The sequence below is a fragment of the Stenotrophomonas sp. YJH_SMC_14-1 genome (assembly GCF_059372275.1).
The window spans coordinates 25,189-51,744 of the sequence record NZ_JCAFVK010000014.1 but is presented as its reverse complement, the minus strand read 5'-3'; the positions used below and the strand labels follow the sequence as shown (position 1 = coordinate 51,744).

Genomic DNA, 26,556 nt, shown 5'->3' with positions numbered 1-26,556 from the left:
TCAGAAGGCTCCGATCAGGTAGACGAAGGTGAAGACGCAGATCCACACCAGGTCCAGGAAGTGCCAGAACAGGCTCAGGCACGACACACGGGTGATGTTGGTCGGGGTCAGGCCACGGCGGTAGACCTGGTGCATGACCACCGCCATCCAGATCAGGCCGCTGGCGACGTGCAGGCCGTGGGTGGCGACCAGCGCGAAGAACGCCGACAGGTAGGCACTGGTGCTCGGGCCTGCGCCTTCGTGGATCAGGTGCGAGAACTCGTAGATCTCCATGCCGATGAACGAGGCGCCGAGCACGAAGGTCACGCCCAGCCAGCGCAGCACCGCCGAGGTGTCGTGGCGGTGCATCGCCAGTACGGCCTGGCCGTAGGTGATGCTGGAGACCAGCAGCAGGAAGGTCTCGGCCATCACGAACGGCAGCGAGAACAGGTCCTTGCCGGTGGGGCCACCGGCGTAGGCGGTGCTGAGCACCGCGTACGAGGCGAACAGCGAACCGAACAGCACCAGGTCGGACATGAGGTAGACCCACATGCCGAACACCTTCATGCCGCCCTGTTCGTGGCCATGGTCGTGTTCGTGGTGGTCCTCGTGTGCCTGCGTGTCGCTGGCCAGCTCGGGGCGGGTCAACAGGTTCATGCGCGTACCTCCTTCAGCTTGGCAAGGTTGGCCGCTTCGGTGCGCGCCACCTCTTCGGAACTGACGTAGTAGTCCACGTCCTCGTCGTAGGACCGCACGATCAGGGTGACGATCATCGCGATGAAGCTGGCCGCGGCCATCCACCAGATGTGCCAGACCAGGGCGAAGCACAGCACCAGGATCCAGATGTTGAGGATCAGTGGTACGCCGGTGTTCTTCGGCATGTGGATCGGTGCGTACTTCTTCGGCGGCGGCGGCAGGCCGCGCTTCTTCGCTTCGTGGAAGGCGTCCAGCTCATCGGCCTTGGGCACCACAGCGAAGTTGTAGAACGGCGGCGGCGACGGCGTGGCCCATTCCAGCGTGCGTGCATTCCACGGGTCGCCGGTCAGGTCCAGGTTGCGCTTGCGGTCACGCACGCTCACGTAGATCTGCACCAGCATCAGGATGATGCCCGCGAACACGAACAGCGCACCGATGAAGGCGGCGATCAGGTACGGCGTCCACGCCGGGTTGTCGTACTGGTTCATGCGGCGGGTCATGCCCATGAAGCCCAGCATGTACAGCGGCATGAAGGCCAGGTAGAAGCCGATCACCCAGCACGCGAACGACCACTTGCCCAGGCGCTCGTTGAGGGTGAAGCCGAACACCTTCGGGAACCAGTAGGCGAAGCCGGCCAGGTAGCCGAACAGCGCGCCGCCGATGATGGTGTTGTGGAAGTGCGCGACCAGGAACAGGCTGTTGTGCAGCAGGAAGTCCGCACCCGGGATGGCCAGCAGCACGCCGGTCATGCCACCGATGGTGAAGGTGACCAGGAAGGCGATGGTCCACAGCATCGGCACACTGAACTCGACGCGGCCGCCATACATGGTGAACAGCCAGGTGAAGATCTTCACGCCGGTGGGAATGGCGATGATCATCGTCATGATGCCGAAGAAGGCGTTGACGCTGGCACCGGAACCCATGGTGAAGAAGTGGTGCAGCCAGACGATGAACGACAGGATGCCGATCGCTAGCGTGGCGCCGACCATCGACTTGTAGCCGAACAGCTTCTTGCGCGCGAACGTGGCAGTCACTTCAGAGAAGATGCCGAACGCCGGCAGCACCAGGATGTACACCTCCGGATGGCCCCAGGCCCACACCAGGTTCACGTACATCATCGGGTTGCCACCCAACGTGTTGGTGTAGAAATTGAAGTCCAAGTAGCGGTCCAGGGTGAGCGCGCCCAGCGCCACGGTCAGGATCGGGAAGGCGGCGATGATGATCACGCTGGTGACCAGCACGGTCCAGGTGAACACCGGCATCTTCATCAGGGTCATGCCCGGCGCACGCATGCGCAGGATGGTGATGAACAGGTTGACGCCGGTCAGCAGCGTGCCGATGCCGGAGGCCTGCAATGCCCAGATGTAGTAGTCGACACCCACGCCTGGACTGAACTCGATGCCCGACAGCGGCGGATAGGCGACCCAACCGGTCATGGCGAATTCGCCAACGCCCAACGAGATCATCATCAACGCTGCGCCGACCACGAAGATCCAGAAGCTGAAGGCGTTGAGGAACGGGAACGCCATGTCGCGCGCACCGATCTGCAGCGGCACGATGATGTTCATCAGGCCGACCACGAACGGGGTGGCCACGAAGAAGATCATGATCACGCCGTGCGCGGTGAAGATCTGGTCGTAGTGCTCCGGTGGCAGGAAGCCGTCACTGCCCGGCCCGGCCGCCGCCAGCTGCGCGCGCATCATCAGCGCATCGGCAAAGCCACGCACCAGCATGACCAGCGCCACCACCACGTACATGATGCCGATCTTCTTGTGGTCGACGGTGGTGAACCAGTCACGCCAGAGCGGACCCCACAGCTTGAAGTACGTCACCGCGCCGAGCAGCGCGAGGCCGCCCAGCACCATGGCCGCCAATGTGACCACGACGATCGGCTCGTGCAGTGGCACGGCCTCCCACGTCAATTTACCCAACATGTTCGTTACTCCTGGGAAACCTGGGCACCGCCGGCAGCGCCCGCCGGGGTAGCAGCAGCGGTGTTCTCACCGACGCCGATGAACTGGTCGATGACCTTCTTGAACAGCAGCGGTTCAACACTGGAGAAGTGCTGCACCGGTACGTTCTTCGACGGTGCGGCCAGCGCCTTGAACTGCGTGAAGCTGAGCGCGTCCGGCGCGCTGCGCACCTCGGCCACCCAGCGCTCGAAGTCTTCGTTGCTGCTGGCGGTGGCGATGAACTTCATGTTCGAGAAGCCATGCCCGCTGTAGTTGCCGGACATGCCACGGAACTGGCCGGGCTCGTTGGCGATCAGGTGCAGCTGCGTGCGCATGCCGGCCATCGCGTAGATCTGCCCTCCCAGCTGCGGGATGAAAAAGGTATTCATCGTCGAGTTGGAGGTGATGTTGAACGCCAGCGGGCGGTTGGCCGGGAAGTTGAGCTGGTTGACCGTGGCGATGCCCAGGTCCGGGTACACGAACACCCACTTCCAGTCGGTGGCGATCACGTCCACGTGCAGCGGCTCACCGGCCACGTCCAGCGGCTTGTACGGGTCCAGCTCGTGGGTCGACTTCCACACGATCACCGCCAGCACCGCGATGATGATCAGCGGCACGCCCCAGACCACGATCTCCACTTTGGTGGAGTGCGACCAGTCCGGCGTGTATTTCGCCTTGGTGTTGCCAGCGCGGAAGCGCCAGGCGAATACGAAGGTCAGCACAATGGCCGGTATCACCACGATCAGCATCAGGCCGATGCAGATCAGGATCAGGTCGCGCTGGGCGAGCCCGACCATGCCCTTCGAATCCAGCAGCACCCAGTCACAGCCCGACAGGCCGACGCAGGCCAGGGCGACCAGCGCCAGGCGGATGCGGTTCCAGCAGATATTCATTGGAGGTCAACCCTGTTGAAGAAGCGTGCTTGACCGGCTCGCCTGCGCGCAGCGCCCGGGCGTGGAGCGGCTACACTGTGGGTACGAGGTCGCCTACAAGCAGGCGAACCACTCCAATCAAGCCCATACAAGATACATCATTGTATGGACTTGTGCATCTGCACGTATGGAAAAAACTGATCGATGACGCCACCTGCCGCCGGCCGCCGCCTGAAACACCCCAATCGCACCTGGGTTCGCCCCTTCCGCGAGGGCGCCGGCCCGCTGTACCTGCAGATTGCCCAGCAGGTGCGCGAGGCGGTGGATGACGGCGTGCTGCGCCCGGGCGACCGCCTGCCGCCGCAGCGCGACCTGGCCCAGCAGGTGGGCGTGGACCTGACCACGGTCACCCGCGCCTTCGCCGAGCTGCGCCAGGCCGGCCTGCTCGACGCGCAGGGCGCCGGCGGCACCTTCATCGCGCTGTCGGCCGGCAACCGCAGCACCTCGGTGGACCTGAGCATGAACATCCCGCCGCTGCTGGGCAGCGCGCCGTTCGCACAGGGCATGGAGGCCGGCTTCCAGCACGTGGGCCAGCAGCTGGGCCAGGGCGAACTGATGAGCTATCACGTCGGCGCCGGCACCCGTGAGGACCGCGCCGCCGCGGTGCAGTGGCTGGCGCCAATGCTGGGCACGGTCGGCGCCGACCAGGTGGTGATTTGCCCGGGCGCGCAGACCGCGCTGTGCGCGCTGATCCTGGCCCGCACCCAGCCGGGCGAGCTGATCGCCGCTGAGCAGCTGACCTACCCGGGCCTGCTGGCCGCCGCGCGCGTGCTGCAGCGGGGCGTGGTGCCGGTGGCGATGGACGCCGAGGGCATGCTGCCGGGCGCGCTGGAGGAGGCCTGCCAGCTACGTCGCCCGCGCCTGCTGTACCTGGTGCCGACCATCCAGAACCCGACCACGGCAACGATGTCGGCGCAGCGCCGGCAGGCCCTGCTGGCGGTGGCGGAGCGCCACGATCTGACCGTGATCGAAGACGATCCCTACTGGTTGCTGGCCGGTGACGCCGCGCCACCGCTGGCCGCCCACCGCGACGCCGGCTGCCCGGTGTATTACATCTCCACCCTGTCCAAGTGCCTGGCCCCGGGCCTGCGCACCGCCTATCTGGTGGTGCCGGCCGGCGAGCCGATGGAACCGGTGCTGGACGCCCTGCGTGCGATCGCACTGATGCCGACCCAGTCGATGGTGGCGGTGGCGTCGCAGTGGATCCGCAGCGGCCAGGCCCGGGACATGGTGCAGCGCTTCCAGCAGGAACTGCGCGAGCGCCAGGCGATTGCCGCGCAGTTCCTGCCGCCCCGCGCCCAGGCGCATCCGGCCGGCCTGCATGTGTGGCTGCCGCTGCCGCCACGGCTGGACCAGTACCGGTTGATCCAGGCCGCACAGGAACAGGGCCTGGGCATCGCCAGCTCGGATGCCTTCAGCGTGGAAGAGCCGCCGCCGGGCAACGCGATCCGCCTGTCGCTGGGCGGCGCGGTCGACCAGGGCGCGCTGGCCGGGGCGCTGGCCAAGCTGAACGAGATCCTGTCCGAAGCCCCCGAGGCCCGGCACAACGCCATCGTCTGAACCGGGTGCATGGCGCTTCATCCATACAAGATGATATTTTGTATGCAATGTATGGATGAAGGGACGTGCATCGATGCGCGCCGAGAAACTGAAGTTCCACCTGGTGATGGCCGGCTGCGGTGGCTTTGTGGTGTTGATGCTGGCCGCGCTGGCCTGGGTCTGCCTGCAGCCGCAGACCGTGGACGTGCAGGCCGCCGAACGCCACGCCATCGAGCAGTGCGTGCAGCGCAGCGAGGATCCGTCGCGTAGCGAGATCCAGCGCCGCGCGCAGGCCGATTCCTGCCGCGAGATGCGCAAGCAGTACGTGCACAAGTTCGGCCGGGAAGACTCCTGATGGGCGCAGCCGCGCCGCGTCGCCGCTGGCTGCTGCCGACGATGATCGCCCTCGCCTGCCTGTTCATGGCTGGCGTGGCGGCTGCACTGTGGCAGTACTTCGGCTACAGCGCGCAATCCACGTTCACCGAACAGGCCATCGTCTTCGACGACTCGCAACTGCGCCTGCCAGCCGATCTGGCCGGTGATACCGGCCGCATCCGCGTGGTGCATTTCTGGGACCCGGCATGTGCGGTCTGCAACCGCGAGACCGGTGCGCACCTGAGCTACCTGATCAGCATGTACCGCCGCGCCGGCATCGACTTCTATGCGATCCGCCGCCCGGGTACGCAGGGCGAGCTGCCCGAGCCGCTGCGCAACAAGGTGATCAACCTGCCGACCATTGATGGCATCGAACACATCCCGGCCAGCCCCGCCGTAGCCATCTGGAATCGCCAGGGCCACCTCGCCTATGCGGGGCCGTACAGCATCGGCATGGTCTGCAACTCGGCCAACAGCTTTGTCGAACCGCTGCTGGACAGACTGGTGCGCGGCGAAACCGTGCGCCCGAAAGGACTGCTTGCCGTGGGCTGCTACTGCCCCTGGCAGGCCAAGCGCTGAGGACGCGCAATGACATCACTGACGCTGGCCGGTGCGGCCGCCGCAAACAACAACGGCGGTCACCTGTCCGAACCGACCGATGGTTATGGACAGGCTCCCGCCGTTGGAAGCAACGATACGCCCCGACATGCTCCGTACATGCCGCGACCGGATGTCGCAGCGCGCGAATGGGTGCAGGACGTGCTCGCGCACAACGGGCCGATCTACCTGCGCATCGTCAATTCGCTGGAACGCACGGTGCGCCGTGGCGGCCTCGCACCCGGACAGCGCCTGCCCTCGCAGCGCGCGTTGGCGCAGCAGCTCGGCATCGACCTGACCACGGTCACCCGCGCCTTCGATGAAGCACGCAAGCGCGGCCTGATCGAAGCACGCGGGCCACAAGGCAGTTTCATCGCACCGCCCAAGGCCGGCTTCGACCAGGTCGTGGACCTGAGCATGAACGTGCCGCCGGTGCCCGACGCCGATGCGCTGGCCGAGACCCTGCGCCGCGGTGCCGCCGCCGTGCTTGCACGCAGCAACGCGCCCAACCTGATGACCTATCACCTGGGCGGCGGCAACCCGACCGACCGCCACGCAGCGGCGCGTTGGCTGCAACCGATGCTGGGAAAAGTGGACGACGCCTGCCTGCTGCTGACCGAAGGCGCCCAGGTGGCGCTGGCCGCGATCCTGGTCAGCCAGGGCCGCGACGATGATGCGATCCTCTGCGATGCGCTGGTCTATCCGGGCCTGCTGCAGGCCGCCGCTGCACTGGGCCGACGGCTGCTGCCAGTGGACAGCGACGAACACGGCATGTGCCCCGATGCGCTGGCCCGGCTGGCACGCGAAAGCGGCGCGCGGTTGGTCTATCTCAATCCCACCTGCCAGAACCCGACCGCGCTGACCCTGCCGCTGCAGCGGCGCGAAGCGCTGGCACGCGTGCTGGAGCGCGAGGGCCTGCTGGCGATCGAAGACGATCCTTACTGGCACCTCGCCGAGGATGCACCTACACCGCTGGCGGCACTGGCACCGCGTCATGTGTTCTACGTGGCGACGCTGTCGAAGGTGATCAGCCCCGGCCTGCGCACCGCCTTCGTGCGCTGCCCGAGCGCGGCGCATGCCGAGGCGATGACGGCTGCACTGCGGGCGACGCGGCTGATGGGTCATCCGCTGGTCTCGGCGTTGGCCAGCCAGCTGCTGCTTGATGGTTCGGCGCAGTCACTGCTGGCCCAGGTGCGCACCGAGGCACGCGAGCGCATGCGCATGGCGCGCTACCTGCTGGCGCCATCGCTGCTGCAGCGCGCGGAAGGCCTGCATGCCTGGTGCCGGGTGCCGGCGCCGTGGACCGATGCGACCCTGGTGCGTACCGCGCAGCTGCAGGGGCTGGCGACTGCACCGTCATCGGCGTTCTGTCCGCCAGGGGTCTCGCACCAGAGCGGCGTGCGGCTGTCGCTGGGGTTGGCGGCGGACCGCCGACAGCTGGAGAGTGCGCTGCGACGGATTGATCGGTTGTTGTTGTCCGATGCGTTGCCGGCGATCGAGCGGTAGCCCTGGAATGGGATGTGCCGACCAACGGTCGGCACCCACCCGACCGGTAGTGCCGGCCGCTGGCCGGCGGAAGACTCCTCAGCATGGTTGGAATGTGCCAACCAAGGTTGGCACCCACCCGACCGGTAGTGCCGGCCGCTGGCCGGCGGAAGATTCCCCGGCACGGTTGGAATGTGCCAACCAACGGTCGGCACCCACCCGACCGGTAGTGCCGGCCGCTGGCCGGCAGAAGATTCCCCGGCACGGTTGGAATGTGCCAACCAAGGTTGGCACCCACCAGATCGGAGGTAGATCGTGGAATGGGATGTGCCGACCAACAGTCGGCACCCACCCGACCGGTAGCGCCGGCCGCTGGCCGGCGGAAGATTCCCCGGCACGGTTGGAATGTGCCAACCAAGGTTGGCACCCACCAAAGCAGGGTCAGGCCAAGGCGGAGAGGGCCTTCACCAGCGCATCCATCTGCTCCGGCCGCGTGAACACTGATGGCGTCACGCGTACACAGGCACCCGATTCCAGGCCATCGCGATACGTGGTGAAAATCCGATGCTCATCCAGAAGTCGCTTCTGCAGAGCCATGTTGTCAGCCACGCTGGTGCGCCCGCGCAGGCGGAAGCTGGCCAGCGCACTGGCCAGCGCCGGGTTCGGCGAAGACAGCACTTCGATGTGCGCCATCTTCCGCGCTGGCACGGTCCAGCGCTCGCGCAGGTAGCGCAGCCGCGCCTGCTTGTTGGCCACACCTACGCGCTGATGCAGGGCAATCGCCTCCGGCAGTGCCAGGTAGGCGGCGAAGTTGACCGTACCGGTGTGCACGCGGCTGCCGACACGGCCATCATCGGTCTCGCCCATGTACGGGTCCAGGTCCGCCACGCGCCCCTTGCGCACGTACATCGCGCCGACGCCGACCGGCGCGCCGATCCATTTGTGCAGATTGATGCCCACGAAGTCAGCCTTCAGATCCGGCACGGCGTAGTCGATCTGACCGAAACCATGGGCAGCATCAACGATCACATCGATACCGCGTGCCCGCGCACGCTCGGCGATCTCGGCCACCGGCAGCACCAGCCCATGGCGATGGCTGACCTGGGTCAGCAGCACCAGTTTCAGGCGCGGCAACCGCGCGAACGCGGCCTCGTAGGCCTGCAGGATCTGCGCGTGGTCGGGCACGGCCGGTAGCGCGATACGCTCGACCTGCACGCCGCGACGCTGCTGCAGCCAGCGCATCGCGCCGATCATGCTGTCGTAGTCGATGTCGGCATACAACACCTGGTCGCCGGGCTGCAGGCGGTTGTAGCCACCGATCAGCGCCAGCATCGCCTCGGTGGCCCCCCGCGTCAGTGCGATCTCATCAGCACCCACACCCAGCAGTTCGGCTACCTCTCGCTGCACCGCCATGTATTGCGCCGGAAACGCGCGGCGCCCATACCAGGCGTTGCCACGGTTCACTTCAGTGGTGTGGCGCTGGTAGCTGGCCAGCGTCTCGCGACCCATCGCGCCCCAGTAGCCGTTCTCCAGGTGGTTCACTTCATCGGTGATGTCGAAGTGGCTGGCCACGGCGGCCCAGTAGCCTTCATCGAGGGCCAGCACGTCCGGCGCCACGGTCGTCGAGGGAATCTCCATCGGCGAAGCGTAACGCGCAGCGGCGCTGGCAGGCAGTGAAGACAGTGCAGCTGCGGCCGGCAGCAGTGTGCCGGCGCGCAGCAGGGAACGACGACGAGCGTCCATCAGAAGGTCAGCCGGTACTGCGCGTACAGGTTGGCACCGTCGGTGTCGTACGGCGCGTTGCGCGAGTAGACCAGGCCACGGCTGGCCTGGAACGTGGCCTCATCCGGGTAGCGATCGAACACATTGTCGGCGCCCACGCGCAGGCTGTGGTGCTCGTTGATGCGATAGCCCACGGCCAGGTCGAGGAAGCTCATCTCACCGAAGCGCTGGTAGATGTCGCCCACCGCGTTGCCGCTGGAATCGGTCCAGGCGCCGTAGTAGCGCATGCGCGCCATCAGCGACCAGGCACCGATGTCCCAGCTGCTGGTCAGACTTCCCTTGTGCTCGGGCAGGCGATCTTCGAACAGCACGCGCTGGGTCTCATTGGTGGCCACCGAGGTGCTGCCGTTGTCCACGCGTGTACGGTTGTAGTTGTAGGCCAGGGTCAGCGTCATGCGGCCGGCGCCGAGGTCGCGCAGGTAGTTGCCAACCACGTCCACGCCGGTGGTGGTGGTGTCGAAGTCGTTGGTGAAGTAGTTCACCGAGGTATAGCCCAGCGGATTGGGCGTACCGGCCGGAATGGCGAAACTGGCCGACTGGCTGAAGCGGTCGCTGAGCTTGATCTGGTAGACATCCACCGAGCCGGACAGGCCCAGGTCGGTGCGCCAGGTCAGGCCCAGCGACGCGGTACGCGATTGTTCCGGCTTCAGCGGCCTGGCGCCGAGCAGCTGCGCCAGCGGATCGTTCGGCGACAGACGGCCACTGGTGAAGATCTGAAGCGTGCGCGTATCCAACCCCTGGGTGGTGCTGGTGGTATTGAGCTGCGCCGGCGTCGGCGCACGGAAGCCGCTGGACACGGTACCGCGCAGGGCTACGTCCGGGGTGATCGCGAAGCGCGCCGAGAGCTTGCCGTCCAGCGTGCTGCCGAAGCTGGAGAAGTCCTCGTAGCGGCCGGCTGCACCGATGCTCCAGCGCTCGCCCAGCGGTACTTCCATGTCCACGTAGGCGGCCTTGCTGCGCTGGCTCCACTGCCCGGCCTGGCTGGCCGAGAAGCCGGGGGCGCCATTGGAATTGGCCTCCAGGCCCGCCGCAGCGCCCGGACCCACCGCGTACGAGGCCGGGTCGCCGGCACGCACCTGGTAGGTCTCCTGGCGGAACTCGCCACCGAAGGCGACGTTGACCGGCTGGGACAGCGCGGCCACGTCCCACTCGTAGTTGAAGTCGGCGTTGGCGTTCTTCTCGGTCTGGGTCAGGCGGCCAAGATCGAACGCGGTCGGGCTGGCCGGGCCGAGCGAGGCATTGATCGAGTTCTTCAAGCTGTAGTCGATGGCGTTGCGGCCATACGAGGCGCTGACATCCCAGCGCAGCTTCGGCGTGATCTCGCCGCGCAGGCCACCGACCAGCTGCAGGTCGTTCTGGACGTTGCCGTACTGCGGGCTGAAGCCCACCGGGTACAACGAACGCAGGTCCCAGCCCGGGAAGATGGCGGTGGTGCGGTAGGCGCCGGTGGTGGTGTCCGGGTTGCGCCAGTTGAAATCGCTGACACCATCGCTGTGGCTGTACAGGCCGAACGCATACAGCTCCAGCGTGTCGTTGGTATGGGCCTTCACGTTGAAGCCGACGCGGCGGCTTTCCAGTTCCGGCTGGCCCCAGCGCTGCACCGGATTGGGCACGTCCAGCTCCGGATGTGCAGCCTGGAAGGCGATCGCATCCGGGCGCTGGCGCGTGCGCGAGGTGGCGTCTGAGTTGGACGATTCGGCGAACAGCACCAGGCTGCCATAGTCGCCCAGCGACCAGCCGGTGCGCGCACTGAAATCGCGCGAGGCACCGTCGCCCTGCGCGTACTGCGAATAGCCGGCGGTGATCTCGGTGCCGGGCCCCTCTTCGAGGATGATGTTGATGACACCGGCGATGGCATCCGAGCCGTACTGCGCCGACGCGCCATCACGCAGCACCTCGATGCGCTTGATCGCGCTGGTGGGAATCTGTGCCAGATCAGCCGCCTGCGCACCGCGGTTGCCGAGCAGCGCGCTGCGATGGAAGCGGCGACCGTTGACCAGCACCAGGGTCTGGTCCGGCGACAGGCCACGCAGCGTGGCCGGACGCACGAACACCTGGCCGTCCGCCATCGGCAGGCGCTGCACCACGAACGACGGCACCAGCTGGGCCAGCACGTCCTTCAGGTCGGTGGATTCGACGGACGTGATGTCTTCCTTGCTGAACACGTCCACCGGCGCCAGCGTTTCGAACTGGGTGCGGTTGGACGCGCGGGTACCGGTGACCAGCATCGCGTCGAGCTGGGTGGGCGCGGCGCGGCTGCCGCCGGCGGCATCGACCGCATCGGCTTCCGCTGCGATCGCGCCTCCTGCGCTGGCCATGGAAAGGGCAAGGAGGATGGAACGCGAAAGCTTCGAACGATGCACGGCAGGGCTCCGGGAGGACGCGACAGGGCCAGCACCTGTGCGCACACAACAGGCCTGGACAAGGCGCGCAGTCTCGGCGCGATGTGTGAAGGAGGCATGACGTCAGTACGACAGCTTGATGCGCCAACCAAGGTTGGCCCCTGCCAGGGCTCATCCGTAGATCCACGCCATGCATGGGTGGCAATGAAGACCCACGCCCCATCCCCGCACACTGCGGCTAGCCGTTGGCGTCGTCGCCAAAGCCGAAACGGGCCGGCCGTGCCGTTCGCAGCGGAACGAACATCATGGCGGCGAACACCACCAAGGCGGGGGTGGACATGATCCAGATGCCCCTGTTGCGAATCCCGATCCCCATGAAGTCGACCTGCAGATCGCCGATCCATTGCAGCTGCGTCAGTATCATCACCAGCCCGCCGATAGTCGCGCACGGCAACCCACCGTGACCGGCCCCCAACAACGTCGGTGTCAGAAAGCCGCCCAGCAACGCGAAGCCGACACGGTACACCCAGGGATTGCCACGCCAGCGTGGCGCGCCGAACAACATCAGCAGCATCAGCGCCAGGGTCAACAGACTGGGAAGTACCCAGAGGGCAAGCAGCATTTCGATCATCTCGATCATCGGCCGGGCTCCGCTGGCCTGGCATCCCACGTCGTCGATCGCATCTCCCTGCCCCTCATCACGTCCATGAAGCACGCATTGTTGCCGGTACGCAGGCAGACGCAAAGCCCCGGCAGCGCAAGAACTGCTAAACGCCGCGCCTGCCGATCCGCTACTGTGCCGGCATTGGATGCGGGGAACGGCAGGATGAGCGCGGCAGGCAAGGCGTTGTGGTACATCGAAACCCATGCGGACCAGCCCTTGGCGCTGGCCGATATCGCCGCCGCAGCGGGGCTGTCGCCGTTCCATCTGTCACGCCTGTTCCAGGCCCGCACCGGCACCTCGGTGGTGCGCTACCTGCGCGGACGGCGCCTGACCGCGGCCGCGCAGCGGCTGGCCGCCGGCGCAGGCGACATCCTGCAGGTGGCACTGGGTGCGGGCTACACCACCCATGCAGCGTTCACCCGCGCCTTCAACGAACAGTTCGGGCAGACGCCGGAACGGGTACGCGAACAGGGCACCGATGGCCTCGCGCTGGTACAGGCGATCCGCGTGGACGATGCGCCGGCGCCCTGCGGTGAGGCGCCGCGACTGCTCGACACGCCCGCTTTCCAGCTGGCGGGCATCGGCATGCGGCATACCCGCGACAGTGGCGGTGCAATTCCCGGCCAATGGGCGCAGCTCAACCGCGAATGGCCGACGGCCGCTCCAATCAGCTTCGGTGCGTGCTGCAACAGCGACGACGATGGCGGCTTCGATTACATTGCCGCACTGCCCGCCAGCGCGCTGCCGACCGTGCCGGCGCACTGGCAACGGGTGGACGTGCCGGCGCGCCGCTATCTTGTGGCCTGGCACGGCGGGCACATCTCGGCCATCCGCTCGACCTGGTTCTGGCTGCTGGACCATTACCTGCCCGGCTCCGGCCTCAGCCTGGCCAATGCACCCGATCTGGAGCGCTACGACACCCGCTTCGACGAGCACACCGGCAACGGCGGCGTGGAGATCTGGCTGCCAGTCGACGAACGTCCCAACTGACAAGGAACTGAAGATGCGCATGATGGCCGCTGTGCTGGGAATGATCCTCATGGTCTCCACTGCCATCGCCGAGGGCAGCGAGACGCAGGCGGCCGGCGAGCGCCACGGCGCCACCATGGTGGCCAGCGCGGCTGTACGCGATGCGCAGCACCACGACGCGCTGCGCTACACGGTCTGGTACCCAGCGCTGGCCGGCAGCCGGGAAACCGCCCTGACCATCGGCCCGCCCGACGCACCGCTGTTCGAGGTTGGACGCGCAGCGGTGGATGCTCCCGTCGCGGGGGCTCGCCTGCCGACGCTGCTGCTGTCGCACGGTAACGGCGGCAGCGCACGCATGATGGGCTGGCTGGGCACGGCGCTGGCGCGGAACGGTTATCTGGTGATCGCGGTCGATCATCCCGGCAACAACGGTGCCGACGAGATGACGCTGGCCGGCAGCATGCTGAGCTGGCTGCGCGCGGATGATCTGCGCGCTGCGCTGGCCGCCGTGCAGGCCGATCCGATCCTCGGCCCGCATGTCGATCCAGAACGGCTGGGCGTGGTCGGCTTCTCGGCCGGTGGCTACACCGCGCTGCTGGCAGCCGGTGCACGGCCCAGCCTGCAGCGACTGCTGGCCTTCTGCACCGCGCACCCGGATGACGGCGTCTGCCAACCGCAACAGGAGGCGGCCACGCACACGATGCAGGCGCGCCGGGCCGCTGCGGCTTCGCCCGCGCTTGCCCCCTGGATCGCCGAGGCTGACGCACAGCGCGCGATTCCCGGCGTGCGTGCCGTGTTCCTGCTGGCACCCGCCATCGTGCAGGCGTTCGCGCCCGCGCAGCTGTCCGCGTTGCGGCAGCCGGTATCGATCATGTTGGGGGCCGCAGACACCGTCGCGCCACCGGAGACCAATGGTGAGGCCGCACAGGCGCAGATTCCGCGCGCAACGCTGCAACGCCTGCCGGACGTGGGTCACTACGACTTCCTGGCGGCCTGTACCGTTGTCGGCGGGCAGAGGCTGCCCGAGCTCTGCAGCACTGCGGTTCCCAGGACGAAAACCCACCGGCAGGCGGTGGATGCAGCCACGCGATTCTTCGCCGACGCACTGCGCTAGTGGCCGCCGGATGCGGCCCGGCGCTACAGTGATCGCGTCCACGGAGAACGATCATGCGCCTGCTGCACCTCACCCTGCCGGTCTCCGATGTCGGCGCCGTCGCTGCGTATTTTCACGATGTCCTGCAGCAACGCGTGATCGGCCCCCATGTGCACATCGGCTGGAGCACGATCGAACTGCAGCCCGCTGAAGGACGTCCGCTCGGAGGCGTGCACCTGGCCTTCAACGTACCGGACAACCGCTTCGGCGAGGCAATGACCTGGCTGCGCGAACGCACGCCACTGCAACGCAATCCAGCAGGGCTGGATTACTTCGCGCTGGAAAGCAGCTGGCAATCGCAGTCGGTGTACTTCACTGGCCCCGATGGCTTGATCCTGGAACTGATCGGCCGCCGCCGCTTGCCCGACAGTACGCATCAGGGCGCCTTCCACGGCAGCGAACTGACCTGCCTGAGCGAGGTCGGCCTGCCCAGCCACGATGTCGATGCTGTGCGCGAACAGTCCAGCCTGCGATTCGGCCTGCAACCGATCAGCCCGCCTTCGCCGCAGTTCGCGCCGATGGGCGACGACGAAGGCCTGCTGATCGTGGTTGCTGCGGACCGGCGCTGGTTCCCCGAGCAGAAGGACCTGCCCAATGCGCAGGGGCTGTTGCTGCAGGTCGGCGACGTGGCCGGCCCGGGCGTTGTGGAGGACGCTGCACTCGGCTGGCGTGTGCAGGCGACCTGATCTACCAGCTGCCCGACGCGCCGCCTCCGCCGCTGCGGCCGCCGCCTCCGGACCAGCTGCTGGAGCTGCTCGACGACGAACTGCTGGATGACGAAATGGACGCGCTGCGGTGGCCGCCGGATGATCTGCGGCTACCGCGTGCCTTCTCACCTGGCAGCATGGTGAAGATCCAGGTGAAGTACAGCACGAGCGTGCCGGCACTCCACCCGATCGTCGTGGCGAGGCGCGCAACCGGGCCGGCGCGATCGATGGCCAGCAGTGCGAAGAGCACGTAGCCAGCGGTCAGCAGCAACAGCACTGCGCACCTCACCCCGAAGCTGCTGCGGTCCTTGTGCCAGCGCGCGCGGCACGCCTGTACGAGGAAAAACACCAGCATGGCCATGATGCCTACCGCCAGGTCCAGCGACGTGTGCAAGGCCAGACTGGGTGGCAACTGGCCACGCACCACCATCACCACGAAGAACCCCGAACTGACCCCGAGCATGCCGAGCAGCGCCACGCGCACACCGCGGCTACGGCGCCAGCACCAGCCAAGCAGGCTCGCCACCGGTACGCACAATGCCAACACGATGCAGAGCGCTGCCAGTGCCTGGCGTGGCGCCCACATGGCCGCCGCCAGCACGCCCGCGGCCACCACCGCCGTCACCAGCAGCGGGCGGGCCCAGGCCGGCAATCGCTCCGGGTGCGCCTGCGCCGAGGGCGGCGAGCGCCACAGACCCGCAAGGAAGCCGGCCAGCAGCGTCAGTGCAACCACCGAGTCCGTGCTGCGCCAATCGGCCGGCAGCACGTTGCGCATCGATGGCGCTTCCGATGCCGGCAGGTCCTCGCCATCCATCAGCGCCACTATGATCTTCGTTCCATCCAGCACGCCCTGGTCAAGGTCGCCATCGCGGAAACGCGGCACGATCGCCTTGTCGATGATGCGGGCGGCATAGGCATCGGGTATCGCGCCCTCCAGGCCGTAGCCGGTCTGGATGCGTACACGGCGGTCCTGCACGGCCACAAGCAGCAGCACGCCATCGTCAACGCCTTCGCGGCCCAGCTGCCACTGGTCGAACATCCGCTGCGCGTAAGCTTCGATGCCTTCGTCGCCAACATGGTTGACTACCATCACCTGCAGCTGCGCGCCGGTGCGCGCCTGCAACTGGAATGCCTGCGTGCGCAGTTTGTCGCGGGTATCCGCCGAAAGTGCGTTGGCGGCGTCCACCACCGGATCATCCAGCGCAGGGACTGCAGCACCGGCCATCACCACCCTCGGCAACAGGCACAGCAGCATCAACAGCCATGCCGTGGCCCAGGTGCACGTCATCCTGCGCAGCATCTTCACGTTCCCTGCCCTGCCTCGATCCGCGCATGCAGCGCCTGCAGTTGCGCGACCGCCTGGTTGAACACCTGCAGATCGGCATCCACCAGGGCCGCCCAGTCAGGCGCGTGCCCCAGCAGTTGCGCCACCTGCTCGTTGGGCGCGCGATCGAAGCCCTCGCCAAGCACGGCAAGATAGCGCGCACGGAACCCCTCGGGATCGCGCTGGTCCTGCACATACAACTGCACGGCCAGCAGACCCGCATACAGGTAGTTCACCAGATAGTTCGGGTCTTCATACATCAGGCGCTTGCCGATCCAGGTGTTGCGCAGCTGCGGGTAGCGCTCCGGTTGCTGGCCGAAGCGTGCGAGCACCCGCCCGGTCAGCGCGTCCAGGTCATCGGCGGTGCCCAGCGTGCCGGCGGCAACGCCCTGGTAGATCGACCGCTCCAGCTGCGCTTCCTCGGAAGAGGTGAACAGCTGCAGCACCATGTCGTCCAGCAGCGATTTCAGGTAGTAGGCCTTGGCACGCGGGTCCTGTGCCTGCTGGTACAGCTGGTCGCGGAAGCGCAGCTCGTTGTAGATCGCGAACGCCTCGGTCAGCCACTGGCTGCCATTGCGCTGCAGCGGCGACGCATGACCCCGCTGCATCCACTCGCCATGCACGGCATGGCCAGCTTCATGGGCGATCTCGACATCGCTTTCCAGGTCCCCGCTGCGGACACCAACGAACAGCATTGCCGGCACACCGGGAGCGCTCACGGAGAACGCGTCCTGGCTGCGGTCACCGCGTTCGGTGGCCAGATCCATGCGGTGGCTGGCCGGATCGAGCAGCGCGCGCAGTTCAGCGACGTACGCCGGGCCCAGGTGCTGCATGGCATCGGCGGCGTTGTCGCGCAGCTGCGCCAGCGTCAGCATCGGTGGCGTGTAGCCAGCATCGGGCACCGTGGTATCCCAGATCTGCGGCGCGTCGATGCCCGATCGCGCAGCGTGGTGCAGCAGCATCTCCTGATAGGCGCGGCGGTCTCCCGCATGCTGTTCGATCGCCACCAGCGTTGCATCCACTGCGGCAGTATCCAGGCCCATGCGCTGATAGCCATGTGCCGGCGCCGAGCCGTCACCCTGCAGGCGTGCCGCGGCGTCATTCACCTGCACCAGCCCCAGCAGCACCGACGCCATCGGCTCACGGCGCGATTGCAGGCCTTGCCAGTAGCCCTTCCAGCCCGCCTCGCGCAGGGCGCGGTCGGGCTGCCGGGCCAGTGCCTGCCTGTCGCGCCCCGTGTCCCAGTGCCAGCCGCCGTGCTCGATCTGCGGGTACTCGGCGCTGCGCAGGATCTGCCCACGCAGGCGCGCGAAGCTGTCCAGCGCCGGATCGGCCAGTGCCTCCACGGCCTCATCCAGCGCGGCGTTGGCCGGGGCGGCGGCCTCCTTCAACGCGCGTGCGCGCAGGAAGCCATAGGGTGCTGCCCATGGTGCATCCGCGGACGCCTCGCGCAGAGCGGCGCGGCCGCTGCGGGCAATGCGGCTGCACAGCCCCATCACCTGGTCCAGCGCCTGGGCCGGACGCTGATCACGCGCATTGCGGGCGGCCTGCAGGTGCAGGTAGCTGTGATGGCGCAGGCACTGCGCCTCCAGTACCTCGGCCTGCCGGAAGCGTTCCGCGGGTGCAACGGTGGACGCCTGCTGCAGAGCCTCGACGCGCTTGCCCAGTGCGTCACGCGCGGCCTGTTCGGCGGTGGCATTGGCGAAGTAGGCGCGGTCATCGGCATGCACCGACTGTGCCTGGGCGCCGCTGAGGGAGGCTATCGCCAGCACAGCTGCGATGGCGGTGGTGGTGGCGTGCTTCCTGAAAGCCTGCATCGGCGTCTCCCTGCCTGGACCAGGGATCGAGCCTAGCAGTCACTGGCCCGCCGCGCCTGTGCCGGATCAGGTTTCAGATCGACTCGTCCTCACGCTTGACCAGTGTCCAACACGGCGTCTGCGCAAAGGTGTAGGTCTGCTGGTCGCTGCTGTCCGGCATACGGATCTGCACCTGCCGCTGCCCATCGGCCAGGGGGCTGATCTGTATTTCGCGGCCCTGGCCGGCCAACGCGGCAGGATCGGGCATCACCGGCCACTCCACATCGGCCAGCGCCAACCGGCTCTCCACCTTGCGCGGTTCCGGCTCGGCCTCCGCATCGATGTAGCTGTCCAGCAGCGGGTCGGCAGTGGCCTTTTCCTGCAGCGCGATCTCATTGCCGAAATGCTTCAGGAATGCATCGAATTCCGGGTGGGGGCATTCACTGCGTGCAGCCACAGGTGTGGGCTCGGCGGCAGTGATCGCCGGCGCCGCTGCGGCAGGCCCGGCTTCGCCCGCTGTCTGCTGCGGCTGCGGCGCAGGCGTGCAGGCAACCAGCACCACGCCACAGGCGAGCATCAGCAGTGCGGCAGAACGGTATCGACACATGGGCTCATCCTGAATCCGGTCCGGTCGCTCCATGCTACCGCGCGCCCTACAATTCCGGCATTCCGCCTGTCCGAGAGTCCTCATGCATCGCCTCCTGCTCCTGATCGGCCTGCTGCTGCCCGCCCTGTGGCCAGCGGTGGCGATGGCCGTCGATGTCCACGAAGGCGATCTGCTGTTTGTCACCGCCGGCCGCAGCGGCCTCAGTGCCGCCATTGACGATGCCACCGGCAAGCAGGGCGCGCCCAGCTTCGATCACGTCGCCCTGGTCGCTTCCACGCCGAAGGGCTGTGAGGTATTGCATGCGGACGAGAAAGGATCGCGCCGGCAATCGCTGGTCGAGTTCCGCCAGGAGGCGCGCGCCAAGCAGCGGCAGATCGTGGTCTATCGCCTGCATGCGCCGCAGCAGGCGGCCATCAAGGATGCGGTCGCCACCGCGCGCACGATGCTGGGCAAGCCGTACAACACGTCGTATGTGTTGAACGAGGACAGCTACTACTGCTCGGACTTCATCGAACGCGTCTTCCGTGCGCACCACGTGTTCGCATTGCAGCCGATGAATTTCCGCAACCCGCAGACTGGAGAGATCGCCCAGCACTGGGTGGATCTGTACCGCGGCATGGGCATGGACGTACCGCAGGATCAGCCCGGCACCAATCCGAACGACATGTCGGCGGCGCCGGTGCTGCAGCGTGTCGGCGTGCTGGAATAAGCAAAGCCCCGCACGGGGCGGGGCTTCGCATCACCGGAGCTGGTGGCGAGGTCACTCTTCCTCGTCCTGCCCACCCTGCTGCTGGTTGCGCTGGTTGCGCTGCTGCTGTTCCTGCTGCTGTTGCTGCTGCTGGTCGCGGCCACGACCCTGCTGCTGATCCTGCTGGTTCTGCTGGCCCTGCTGCTTCTGGTTCGGGTTCTGGTTCTGCTGTGCCATGTCCGATCTCCAAAGCCACTCGCGGAATGCGGTGGACGTGGCCATCGTCTGCAGCGAATGGTTAATCACGCGTGGGTGCGCGGCTACATCTGCGTGTACGCCTGTGAATGAACGCGCAGAAGCCCTTGTGGCACAAGCGGCTGAAGAATTCATGCGGGTTCGGCATGTGCTCATGCAGTGGTCAGCATGGCGCGCATTCATGGCGTTCTCAGCCGGAAACACGCGCGGAAGGAGGCTGGCTTCCCAACTCACGCAGGCAAGCCAGCCCAGCATTCAGGGCATCACCGGCGGCACATAGGCCAGGGTCATCCCCAGCAGCCACAACAGGCCCAGCACCAGCGGAATGTGCACCAGCAGCTGGATGAAGGTGAAGCCGACGATGTCGCGTGCCTTCAGCCCCAGCACGCCCAGCAGCGGCAGCATCCAGAACGGATTGATCAGGTTCGGCAGCGCTTCGGCGGCGTTGTAGACCTGCACCGCCCAGCCCAGGTGCGCCTTCAGTTCGTTGGCGGCCTGCATCACGTACGGCGCCTCGATGATCCACTTGCCACCACCGGAGGGCACGAAGAAGCCCAGCACGGCCGAATAGACACCCATCACCAGCGCGAAGGTATCGGTGCTGGCCACGTGCACGAACAGGCTCGACAGCCGGTGCGCCAGTGTCTGCCCGTCGCCACCGGCAGCGTGGGTGAGGATCATCGCGATGCCACCGTACAGCGGGAACTGGATCAGCACGCCGGTGGTGCTGGGCACCGCCTTGGCCACCGCGTTGAGGAAGCTGCGCGGCCGCCAGTGCAGCAGCAGGCCCAGCGAAATGAACAGGAAGTTGTAGGTGTTGAGGTTGGCGATGGCGGTGACCACCGGCTTGTTGGCGAACTCGTTGAACAGCCAGCCGAACGCCAGCAGCGAGAGCAGCACGGTCAGCAGCGGGCTGTACTCCAGCCATTCGCCCGGGCGCGTGCGGCGCTGCAACGGCTGCGGCTCGGCCTGCGCGGCGCCGGGGAAGTCTTCAGCGGTACGGGCACTGCCGGCGGCCGGTGCGGTCAACCAGGCGATCAGCAGCGAGACCAGGATCAGCACCGCGGTCAGTGCGATCGACTGCCACAGGAAGATGGTTTCGGTAAACGGCAGGACGCCGGTGATCTCGACCAGGCCCGGCGGCATGCTGGCCGGATTGGCCTGCAGCTGTGCGGCCGAGGAACTCAACCCCATCGCCCACACCGCCCCCAGGCCGAGATACGCCGACGCACCGGCCGCGCGGTAGTCCATGCGCAGTTCGGTACGGCGGGCCAGCGCGCGCACCAGCAGGCCACCGAACACCAGCGAGAAGCCCCAGCTGAGCAGCGAAGCGAGCATGCTGACCAGGCCCACGTACACCACCGCACCACGGCCGGTACGCGGCACCCGGGCCAGGAAATCGATGAAGCGTGCGACCACCGGCGCGGTGGCCACGGCGTAGCCACCGATGACCACGAAGGCCATCTGCATGGTGAAGGGGATCAGGCTCCAGAAACCGTCACCGAAGGCGCTTGCGGTCGCCTGCGGGGTCGAGCCGAAGCCCATCGCGGCCAGCGCGACGATGACCACGCCCAGCACCGCGAACACGTACGCATCGGGGAACCACTTTTCCGCCCAGGCGGCCGAGCGCAGTGCTGCGCGCGCCATCCAGCCGTCCTGTACTGCTGCCGTCGAGGCCATCGCCTACCCTCCCAGGTTCGATGGATCGATTCTGGGCGGTGGGGTGCGGCCTGTCAGCCACCTATTGGTCGTAGGTCGCGGAGGAGGGTAGTGCCGGCCGCTGGCCGGCAACCTCAGGATCGCGCACGAGTGCAGCCGGCCAGCGGTCGGCTCTACCAGATCTGGGACGGTCGCAGGTAGTGGGTGGCGGTAGTGCCGGCCGCTGGCCGGCAACCTCGGGATCGCGCACGGGTGCAGCCGGCCAGCGGCCGGCTCTACCAGATCTGGGGACGGTCGCAGGTAGTGGGTGGCGGTAGTGCCGGCCGCTGGCCGGCAACCTCGAGATCGCACACGGGTGCAGCCGGCCAGCGGCCGGCTCTACCAGATCCAAGCATCATCGCAGGTGGTGGGTGGCGGTAGTGCCGGCCGCTGGCCGGCAACCTCGGGATCGCGCACGGGTGCAGCCGGCCAGCGGCCGGCTCTACCTCACCTTGGGCTCAACGCAGTGCCAGATCCACGGCGATGCCGGCAAACAGCGCGGCACCCACCCAGTTGTTGTGCAGGAACGCCTTGAAGCAGGGGCCGCGCTCGCGGTTGCGGCAGATCCAGAACTCGTACACCACCAGCGCGGTAGCCACGGCCACACCGGCCAGGTAGTACCCACCCAACCCTCCACGCACGCCGACCAGCGCCATGGTGGCCAGGAACAGCGCGTACAGCACGCCCTGGATGACCAGGTCGAGGTCGCCGAACAGGATCGCGGTGGAGTGCGAGCCCATCTTCAGGTCGTCCTCGCGGTCGACCATGGCGTACCAGGTGTCGTAGGCGGTGGACCACAGGATGTTGCCGGCGTACAGCAGCCAACCCAGCATCGGCACCTCGCCCTGCACGGCGGCGAAGGCCATCGGGATGCCCCAGCCGAACGACATGCCCAGGTAGACCTGCGGCAGGTGCGTGTAGCGCTTCAGGTACGGATAGCTGGCGGCCAGGAACACGCCGATGAAGCTGAGGCCGATGGTCAGCCCGTTCAGGGTCAGCACCAGGCCGAACGCCACCAGCATCAGCACCGCGAACAGGGCGAGCGCAGCTCGGCCGCTGATTGCGCCGGTGGCCAGCGGACGCGCCTTGGTGCGTTCCACGTGCGGGTCGAGCCAGCGGTCGGCGTAGTCGTTGATGACGCAACCGGCCGAGCGGGTCAGCCACACGCCTGCTGTGAACACGAACAGCGTCCACAGCGGCGGCAGGCCGCCAGCAGCCAGCCACAACGCCCACCAGGTGGGCCACAGCAGCAGCAACGTGCCGATCGGGCGATCAGCGCGCATCAGACTCCAGTAATGCCGCCAACGCGGCGTCGCCGGCGACTGCGGCGAAGTGAGGGGGGTATCAGCCATGGCGATAGGATACTCCTGCCCCTCCGGCAGGGCTTTGCCGGTGGGGGGAGATTTGTTCGGCGAAACTGGATAGAATGCCGGTCCCGCACCGCCTCATGGCGCTGCGATGCCCGCCCCGGCACTGGCCGACGGCGCGGCAGTTCTACAACGCGCCCGTAGCTCAGCCGGATAGAGTAGTGGCTTCCGAAGCCATTGGTCGGGGGTTCGAATCCCTCCGGGCGCGCCATTTTTCCTTCATTGCCTGTACGCAGCGTCCCAACCGGGCGATGCTGCGAAGTCGCAAGGAATCCGGCTCGCCGCCAGGAATGTCAGGGAATGAACGTTGCCGAGCGATGTTCGCAACCGGCAGCGTCCTGTACCACGATGGAGTAATTCGCGCCCGCGCTGGATGCGCCGGGCAGGAACAGGCCATCACCATCGAACAGAACGCTCTGCTGTTCATCCTGCCCGATCGACACCCCGATCGCTCCCGGTGTGATTTCCTCAAGGATCACGTTGTAAGGCCGCCAGGCATCTTCGCCTGTGCACCTCATCTCTGCGCGAGCGGTCCTTGAGTTCAACCTGCGTCTCTCATCCACCCACAGCTGAAGCGGCTGACCAGCGTTGTGGCTGACCTGGAAGCGCCCATAGGTCAGCCCGTCGATGCTCTCGGTGCCGATGTAAGTGAATTGGACCGGCTGACACTTCGTCGTGCGGTTCGGATGCGCCGCACAGGATGTCAGTGCGGCCGCGAGGCAAAAGGCAGTCAGGCGCTTCATGGGTTCGAGGCCTGATGTGGGTGGTTGTCGCGGCGGAATGCGGCGGTGAGGGCAACCAGCACTACGCCCCAGAGCGGCGTGAGCAGCACGACGCTGATCACCGTCAGCGAAACCGGTACCTGCCAGAGCAGCGATGGCCTGAATCCGCTGAATCTGTAGGCTTCCAGTACAAGTACCACGACCTGGGCCAGAAGGCCCGCGAGCAGCCCCAAGCCAGCCCCCTTGGCAAGCCGCCTGAACGTCAGGCGGCCAGCGGCGGGAACCCGTGCGCCCATTCCCAGCAACAGAAGGCTGACGGCATACAGCCAGAAGAAAACCTGATGTGAGTCGAAGGCGTAAAGCGCCCTGCCCACAAAGTGCAGGAACAGCCAGAGTGCTCCACACGACACCGCGTAGGCCAGCCCGTACCGAAGAATCTGCCTCGCTTTCATCTTGTACCTCTCCGAGGCGTGCAGGCCGATCGCGTTCTGTTGTGGAGGAGCGCGGGAGCCCATGCACCTTGCCTCCTGCTTGGCGGCCTACTCACGCAGCCCATCGCGCAGCGCTCGAGAGTACTGCCTGCCCGAAGTCACTGTCGACACCGAACCGGGAAAGAAGTTCGCTGAGTACAGGATCCATGATGTTCATCGAGCTGCACGCACGGTAGACACCAACAGAGCGCTCGCAAATGAAATTCCCACTTCCCTATTCCCACCTCAGACCCACACACATAAGAATCTTCAAAGCGCTCCTGAACACCCTCCGAAGACCTTGGCAGGCCTCTTACTCAGGCTCACAGCAACCACTCGATGCACTTGCTCCCCACAACTTCCCATTACCCCGTACAAGATGAGAATTCCATTGTCATTTATGTAGCCGACAAAACTCCCGCCTCCTGCACCTGAGGCCGCTCTGACGAGATAAACAGTCTCCCCCTCTGCCGGCACTAACCCATTCAACTGTAGTGGCGCGAATTTCTCAGCCGCATCCGATGCTTGGATGATGCTCAAGTTCTGATCGAGCATCCACTGAGCAATCGATTTTTCGCTCTGCGGATTCAAGGTGGCCAAGCGGTCACTTCGAAGTGTCGTCGAGTTCCCAGGAATGATCTCATCCGATGAAACGTCCACCCAATCTGAGTTCCATTCAATGTGTTTGATCTGGCTAGTGCCACAGCCTCCGAGCAATGGAAGAAGGAGCGCAGCCACGCGTAGACTCACCATCATTTGCACCCCAACCGCTTCTTGATAGCATCCCGAACCCTATCGTCTGGAACGCCAAGATGCTCTGCCATGATGTTTCCCTCCCACCCCGGAACGGGCTTGGTAGAACGAGATGGCGCCTGCGATACCACATCGTACATATCAAAACGACCATCGTACTTGAATTTCATCAAATGCCCTGCTTCGTGCGCAGCCGTCCACTCAGTGTTTCCTGCATACCATTTACCGACACTGCCTCCAGTTACGGTCGCCCCCCTCCCCAGCGGAACCTCAACACGGTTTAACCGACCTTTCTCCGGCTGGCTAACAGTCACTGTAAATCCGGGCGCAGACCAGGTCGATTCAATTGCATTTATCATTTTTCTCAAAGTCTCAGGAGTAGCTCCCTCACCACTGAAGCGAATAGGGATGTCGATATGAACTCCACCGTCCACGCAAGTGCAATTGGCCAGCAGTCCGAGCGGATCAACCGCCTGCACTGGATCAGCTGATACATAGGAGAAGGTAGATACCCCTCCGTCGAATCCCATCGGATCACTCTGCGAATAGCGCCCCGCTGCCGGGTCATACTCCCGCTGGTAGTTGTAGAACAACCCACTCGCATCCGTGGCCTGCTGGCCCGGGAATCGTAGCGCCAGCTCGAACGCCCCACCATCCCCATCCGGATCAGCGTTCGGAATCTGGTTACCGAACACCTCGCTCTTGTTGTTCCACTCCCAGATCGCCGCATCGCGCATCGGATCGATCACCACGCGCGGCGTACTCAGATGATCCGGCTGCACGTAGGCCAGCTGCGGAACACCGGTACTCGGCACATTGATCAGCGCCACCGGATAGTTGTCCAACCAGATGGCCTGCAACTGCGCCTGCCCCGTGGCCGAGTAGTTGCCCAGCCACTGCCCTGCTTCGTTATACAGGGTGATCTGAGCAGCGCCACCGGCCGGGCTGCGCAGCACGCGCTCGCCGCGATGGTTGTAACCGTAGCTCTCCAGTGCGGCATTACCCTGCTTCACCGCGTTCATGCGATTGGCATCGCTGTAGGTGAACTTCTTGCTGCCGATGCTGGTGGTGTTGCCCGCCGCGTCATGGTTGCGCGCTTCGCCGTCCACGGCGGTCAGCCGGTGGCTGGTTGCGGGATAGGTGTAGCTGGCGGTGCCTGCCGAGGTGGTCAATGCGATGCGATTGCCGGTGGCGTCATACGCATAGGTTTCAATCGGCGTGCCGGTCGCGCCGTCCTGGGTCTGGGTCAGGCGGCCCAGCGTGTCGTAGGCGTACTTGGCCAGCACCGTCGAGCATGTGCCGGTCTTCAGTTCAGAGGTCGTTGCGGCCGATTGAGTCCAAGCATGGCAATTCTACGATTCCGTACCCGCGCAACGCACCGCGTTTTTGGCGTGAATTACCATGGCAGGAGCGAGGACCAAGAGTGCGAACACTATTACAACTGTCAGGGCCAGCCACCATTTATTGCCTGTAACCGCAAGCACGAAGGGAATGCAGCGATGACGGCCAGTACATGAGCATAGAGTAGAAGAAGCACATATCTGTACAGACTCGACGCCGAATCCGCAACGCCCGCAATACTTCCGCACCGACTTGTTAAGTGAATTGAATGTAGAGAAGCTCTGTTCACGTGCCCCGCAGGAGGAGCACGTGAATGAAAGTATCGACCTCACCGGCAAACCTCCGCGCCAACTATTGCCGCCG

General features: G+C 66.0%; 23 protein-coding genes, 1 tRNA gene and 1 pseudogene. 9 read left to right on the top strand and 16 right to left on the bottom strand.

The window, feature by feature from the left end; all coding sequences use genetic code 11:
- Genes cyoC through cyoA form a run of 3 tightly spaced genes read right to left on the bottom strand, consistent with a single transcriptional unit; the run spans position 1 to position 3,520 of the window.
- On the bottom strand, positions 1 to 636 hold the full coding sequence (cyoC, locus tag AC5P9P_RS19840; RefSeq protein ID WP_080281857.1) for a cytochrome o ubiquinol oxidase subunit III: 636 nt from the start codon (positions 634 to 636) through the stop codon (positions 1 to 3).
- Positions 633 to 2,609 (bottom strand): cytochrome o ubiquinol oxidase subunit I, encoded by a 1,977-nt coding sequence (gene cyoB / locus AC5P9P_RS19835; RefSeq protein ID WP_006474876.1) that lies wholly within the window; start codon positions 2,607 to 2,609, stop codon positions 633 to 635. The genes cyoC and cyoB overlap by 4 nt, the downstream gene beginning before the upstream one ends.
- A 5-nt stretch (positions 2,610 to 2,614) precedes the next feature.
- Positions 2,615 to 3,520 (bottom strand): ubiquinol oxidase subunit II, encoded by a 906-nt coding sequence (gene cyoA, locus AC5P9P_RS19830; RefSeq protein WP_111173038.1) that lies wholly within the window; start codon positions 3,518 to 3,520, stop codon positions 2,615 to 2,617.
- 183 nt (positions 3,521 to 3,703) lie between these two features.
- Here cyoA and AC5P9P_RS19825 point away from each other — a divergent pair, with 183 nt between their 5' ends.
- From AC5P9P_RS19825 to AC5P9P_RS19810, 4 genes are read left to right on the top strand one after another with little or no spacing between them, the layout of a single operon-like run.
- Positions 3,704 to 5,119 carry an aminotransferase-like domain-containing protein gene (locus tag AC5P9P_RS19825; protein WP_005414762.1) on the top strand — a complete coding sequence of 472 codons (1,416 nt, stop codon included), beginning with the start codon at positions 3,704 to 3,706 and terminating at the stop codon, positions 5,117 to 5,119.
- 55 nt (positions 5,120 to 5,174) lie between these two features.
- Positions 5,175 to 5,453 carry a hypothetical protein gene (locus AC5P9P_RS19820; RefSeq protein ID WP_005414763.1) on the top strand — a complete coding sequence of 93 codons (279 nt, stop codon included), beginning with the start codon at positions 5,175 to 5,177 and terminating at the stop codon, positions 5,451 to 5,453.
- The gene (locus AC5P9P_RS19815) at positions 5,453 to 6,052 is read left to right on the top strand and encodes a DUF6436 domain-containing protein (RefSeq protein WP_049432240.1); all 600 of its coding nucleotides are present in this window, start codon (positions 5,453 to 5,455) and stop codon (positions 6,050 to 6,052) included. Before AC5P9P_RS19820 ends, AC5P9P_RS19815 begins: the two co-directional genes overlap by 1 nt.
- Before the next feature lie 9 nt (positions 6,053 to 6,061).
- Positions 6,062 to 7,576 (top strand): aminotransferase-like domain-containing protein, encoded by a 1,515-nt coding sequence (locus AC5P9P_RS19810; RefSeq protein WP_495233052.1) that lies wholly within the window; start codon positions 6,062 to 6,064, stop codon positions 7,574 to 7,576.
- 420 nt (positions 7,577 to 7,996) lie between these two features.
- Here AC5P9P_RS19810 and AC5P9P_RS19805 read toward each other — a convergent pair whose 3' ends face one another.
- The 3 genes from AC5P9P_RS19805 to AC5P9P_RS19795 form a co-directional block, all read right to left on the bottom strand.
- Complete coding sequence (locus AC5P9P_RS19805) at positions 7,997 to 9,298, bottom strand: aminotransferase class V-fold PLP-dependent enzyme (protein WP_495233051.1); 1,302 nt, start codon at positions 9,296 to 9,298, stop codon at positions 7,997 to 7,999.
- On the bottom strand, positions 9,298 to 11,700 hold the full coding sequence (locus tag AC5P9P_RS19800) for a TonB-dependent receptor plug domain-containing protein (protein WP_495233050.1): 2,403 nt from the start codon (positions 11,698 to 11,700) through the stop codon (positions 9,298 to 9,300). The genes AC5P9P_RS19805 and AC5P9P_RS19800 overlap by 1 nt, the downstream gene beginning before the upstream one ends.
- A gap of 217 nt (positions 11,701 to 11,917) precedes the next feature.
- Positions 11,918 to 12,319: a hypothetical protein gene (locus tag AC5P9P_RS19795; RefSeq protein WP_014648738.1), complete on the bottom strand. Its 402-nt coding sequence runs from the start codon at positions 12,317 to 12,319 to the stop codon at positions 11,918 to 11,920.
- A 186-nt stretch (positions 12,320 to 12,505) separates the two neighbouring features.
- Here AC5P9P_RS19795 and AC5P9P_RS19790 point away from each other — a divergent pair, with 186 nt between their 5' ends.
- The 3 genes from AC5P9P_RS19790 to AC5P9P_RS19780 are packed head-to-tail and all read left to right on the top strand — an operon-like array spanning position 12,506 to position 15,151.
- Entirely contained in the window at positions 12,506 to 13,333 is an 828-nt protein-coding gene (locus AC5P9P_RS19790; RefSeq protein WP_495233049.1) for an AraC family transcriptional regulator, read from the top strand.
- 13 nt (positions 13,334 to 13,346) lie between these two features.
- The gene (locus AC5P9P_RS19785) at positions 13,347 to 14,426 is read left to right on the top strand and encodes an alpha/beta hydrolase family protein (RefSeq protein ID WP_111173043.1); all 1,080 of its coding nucleotides are present in this window, start codon (positions 13,347 to 13,349) and stop codon (positions 14,424 to 14,426) included.
- 53 nt (positions 14,427 to 14,479) lie between these two features.
- Positions 14,480 to 15,151 (top strand): VOC family protein, encoded by a 672-nt coding sequence (locus AC5P9P_RS19780; RefSeq protein WP_033833737.1) that lies wholly within the window; start codon positions 14,480 to 14,482, stop codon positions 15,149 to 15,151.
- A 1-nt stretch (position 15,152) separates the two neighbouring features.
- Here the strand turns inward: AC5P9P_RS19780 and AC5P9P_RS19775 are convergent, their stop codons facing one another.
- The 3 genes from AC5P9P_RS19775 to AC5P9P_RS19765 form a co-directional block, all read right to left on the bottom strand.
- The gene (locus tag AC5P9P_RS19775) at positions 15,153 to 16,472 is read right to left on the bottom strand and encodes a TPM domain-containing protein (protein ID WP_495233048.1); all 1,320 of its coding nucleotides are present in this window, start codon (positions 16,470 to 16,472) and stop codon (positions 15,153 to 15,155) included.
- A 2-nt stretch (positions 16,473 to 16,474) separates the two neighbouring features.
- The gene (locus AC5P9P_RS19770; protein WP_049432225.1) at positions 16,475 to 18,313 is read right to left on the bottom strand and encodes a M3 family metallopeptidase; all 1,839 of its coding nucleotides are present in this window, start codon (positions 18,311 to 18,313) and stop codon (positions 16,475 to 16,477) included.
- Positions 18,314 to 18,386: 73 nt separating this feature from the next.
- The gene (locus AC5P9P_RS19765; protein ID WP_111117764.1) at positions 18,387 to 18,899 is read right to left on the bottom strand and encodes a hypothetical protein; all 513 of its coding nucleotides are present in this window, start codon (positions 18,897 to 18,899) and stop codon (positions 18,387 to 18,389) included.
- Between the two features lie 82 nt (positions 18,900 to 18,981).
- Between AC5P9P_RS19765 and AC5P9P_RS19760 the strand changes: the two genes are divergently transcribed.
- Positions 18,982 to 19,608, top strand: a complete 627-nt coding sequence (locus AC5P9P_RS19760; protein WP_495233047.1) for a YiiX/YebB-like N1pC/P60 family cysteine hydrolase — start codon at positions 18,982 to 18,984, stop codon at positions 19,606 to 19,608.
- Between the two features lie 51 nt (positions 19,609 to 19,659).
- On the opposite strand, the gene AC5P9P_RS19755 is transcribed toward AC5P9P_RS19760, so the two are convergent.
- The 3 genes from AC5P9P_RS19755 to ubiA form a co-directional block, all read right to left on the bottom strand.
- Positions 19,660 to 19,824 carry a hypothetical protein gene (locus tag AC5P9P_RS19755; protein WP_005414774.1) on the bottom strand — a complete coding sequence of 55 codons (165 nt, stop codon included), beginning with the start codon at positions 19,822 to 19,824 and terminating at the stop codon, positions 19,660 to 19,662.
- 273 nt (positions 19,825 to 20,097) lie between these two features.
- The gene (locus AC5P9P_RS19750) at positions 20,098 to 21,522 is read right to left on the bottom strand and encodes a short-chain fatty acid transporter (protein WP_005414775.1); all 1,425 of its coding nucleotides are present in this window, start codon (positions 21,520 to 21,522) and stop codon (positions 20,098 to 20,100) included.
- Positions 21,523 to 21,998: 476 nt separating this feature from the next.
- Complete coding sequence (gene ubiA / locus AC5P9P_RS19745; protein ID WP_005411493.1) at positions 21,999 to 22,892, bottom strand: 4-hydroxybenzoate octaprenyltransferase; 894 nt, start codon at positions 22,890 to 22,892, stop codon at positions 21,999 to 22,001.
- A gap of 149 nt (positions 22,893 to 23,041) precedes the next feature.
- On the opposite strand from ubiA, the gene AC5P9P_RS19740 reads away from it, so the two are divergent.
- Positions 23,042 to 23,118: transfer RNA gene (locus AC5P9P_RS19740), tRNA-Arg, on the top strand.
- A gap of 82 nt (positions 23,119 to 23,200) precedes the next feature.
- Here the strand turns inward: AC5P9P_RS19740 and AC5P9P_RS19735 are convergent.
- The 4 genes and pseudogenes from AC5P9P_RS19735 to AC5P9P_RS19720 form a co-directional block, all read right to left on the bottom strand.
- The gene (locus AC5P9P_RS19735) at positions 23,201 to 23,650 is read right to left on the bottom strand and encodes a hypothetical protein (RefSeq protein ID WP_049453480.1); all 450 of its coding nucleotides are present in this window, start codon (positions 23,648 to 23,650) and stop codon (positions 23,201 to 23,203) included.
- Positions 23,647 to 24,144, bottom strand: coding sequence for a hypothetical protein (locus AC5P9P_RS19730; protein WP_495233046.1), 498 nt, complete (start codon positions 24,142 to 24,144; stop codon positions 23,647 to 23,649). The genes AC5P9P_RS19735 and AC5P9P_RS19730 overlap by 4 nt, the downstream gene beginning before the upstream one ends.
- A gap of 225 nt (positions 24,145 to 24,369) precedes the next feature.
- Positions 24,370 to 24,837 (bottom strand): hypothetical protein, encoded by a 468-nt coding sequence (locus AC5P9P_RS19725; RefSeq protein WP_227832754.1) that lies wholly within the window; start codon positions 24,835 to 24,837, stop codon positions 24,370 to 24,372.
- A 14-nt stretch (positions 24,838 to 24,851) separates the two neighbouring features.
- A pseudogene (locus tag AC5P9P_RS19720) lies at positions 24,852 to 26,168 on the bottom strand (RHS repeat domain-containing protein); the annotation flags it as partial.
- Positions 26,169 to 26,556 lie beyond the last annotated feature (388 nt).

Excerpts from the sequence above, each read along its gene's own strand:
- AC5P9P_RS19775 (WP_495233048.1), bottom strand. The coding sequence starts at position 16,472 with ATGCTGCGCAGGATGACGTGCACCTGGGCCACGGCATGGCTGTTGATG.
- cyoC (WP_080281857.1), bottom strand. The coding sequence starts at position 636 with ATGAACCTGTTGACCCGCCCCGAGCTGGCCAGCGACACGCAGGCACAC.
- AC5P9P_RS19735 (WP_049453480.1), bottom strand. The coding sequence starts at position 23,650 with ATGAAGCGCCTGACTGCCTTTTGCCTCGCGGCCGCACTGACATCCTGT.
- AC5P9P_RS19770 (WP_049432225.1), bottom strand. The coding sequence starts at position 18,313 with ATGCAGGCTTTCAGGAAGCACGCCACCACCACCGCCATCGCAGCTGTG.
- AC5P9P_RS19750 (WP_005414775.1), bottom strand. The coding sequence starts at position 21,522 with ATGGCCTCGACGGCAGCAGTACAGGACGGCTGGATGGCGCGCGCAGCA.
- AC5P9P_RS19820 (WP_005414763.1), top strand. The coding sequence starts at position 5,175 with ATGAAGGGACGTGCATCGATGCGCGCCGAGAAACTGAAGTTCCACCTG.
- AC5P9P_RS19825 (WP_005414762.1), top strand. The coding sequence starts at position 3,704 with ATGACGCCACCTGCCGCCGGCCGCCGCCTGAAACACCCCAATCGCACC.
- AC5P9P_RS19795 (WP_014648738.1), bottom strand. The coding sequence starts at position 12,319 with ATGATCGAGATGATCGAAATGCTGCTTGCCCTCTGGGTACTTCCCAGT.
- AC5P9P_RS19760 (WP_495233047.1), top strand. The coding sequence starts at position 18,982 with ATGCATCGCCTCCTGCTCCTGATCGGCCTGCTGCTGCCCGCCCTGTGG.
- AC5P9P_RS19780 (WP_033833737.1), top strand. The coding sequence starts at position 14,480 with ATGCGCCTGCTGCACCTCACCCTGCCGGTCTCCGATGTCGGCGCCGTC.
- AC5P9P_RS19815 (WP_049432240.1), top strand. The coding sequence starts at position 5,453 with ATGGGCGCAGCCGCGCCGCGTCGCCGCTGGCTGCTGCCGACGATGATC.
- ubiA (WP_005411493.1), bottom strand. The coding sequence starts at position 22,892 with ATGGCTGATACCCCCCTCACTTCGCCGCAGTCGCCGGCGACGCCGCGT.
- cyoB (WP_006474876.1), bottom strand. The coding sequence starts at position 2,609 with ATGTTGGGTAAATTGACGTGGGAGGCCGTGCCACTGCACGAGCCGATC.
- AC5P9P_RS19790 (WP_495233049.1), top strand. The coding sequence starts at position 12,506 with ATGAGCGCGGCAGGCAAGGCGTTGTGGTACATCGAAACCCATGCGGAC.
- AC5P9P_RS19765 (WP_111117764.1), bottom strand. The coding sequence starts at position 18,899 with ATGTGTCGATACCGTTCTGCCGCACTGCTGATGCTCGCCTGTGGCGTG.
- AC5P9P_RS19755 (WP_005414774.1), bottom strand. The coding sequence starts at position 19,824 with ATGGCACAGCAGAACCAGAACCCGAACCAGAAGCAGCAGGGCCAGCAG.
- AC5P9P_RS19730 (WP_495233046.1), bottom strand. The coding sequence starts at position 24,144 with ATGGGCTCCCGCGCTCCTCCACAACAGAACGCGATCGGCCTGCACGCC.
- AC5P9P_RS19785 (WP_111173043.1), top strand. The coding sequence starts at position 13,347 with ATGCGCATGATGGCCGCTGTGCTGGGAATGATCCTCATGGTCTCCACT.
- AC5P9P_RS19810 (WP_495233052.1), top strand. The coding sequence starts at position 6,062 with ATGACATCACTGACGCTGGCCGGTGCGGCCGCCGCAAACAACAACGGC.
- AC5P9P_RS19805 (WP_495233051.1), bottom strand. The coding sequence starts at position 9,298 with ATGGACGCTCGTCGTCGTTCCCTGCTGCGCGCCGGCACACTGCTGCCG.
- cyoA (WP_111173038.1), bottom strand. The coding sequence starts at position 3,520 with ATGAATATCTGCTGGAACCGCATCCGCCTGGCGCTGGTCGCCCTGGCC.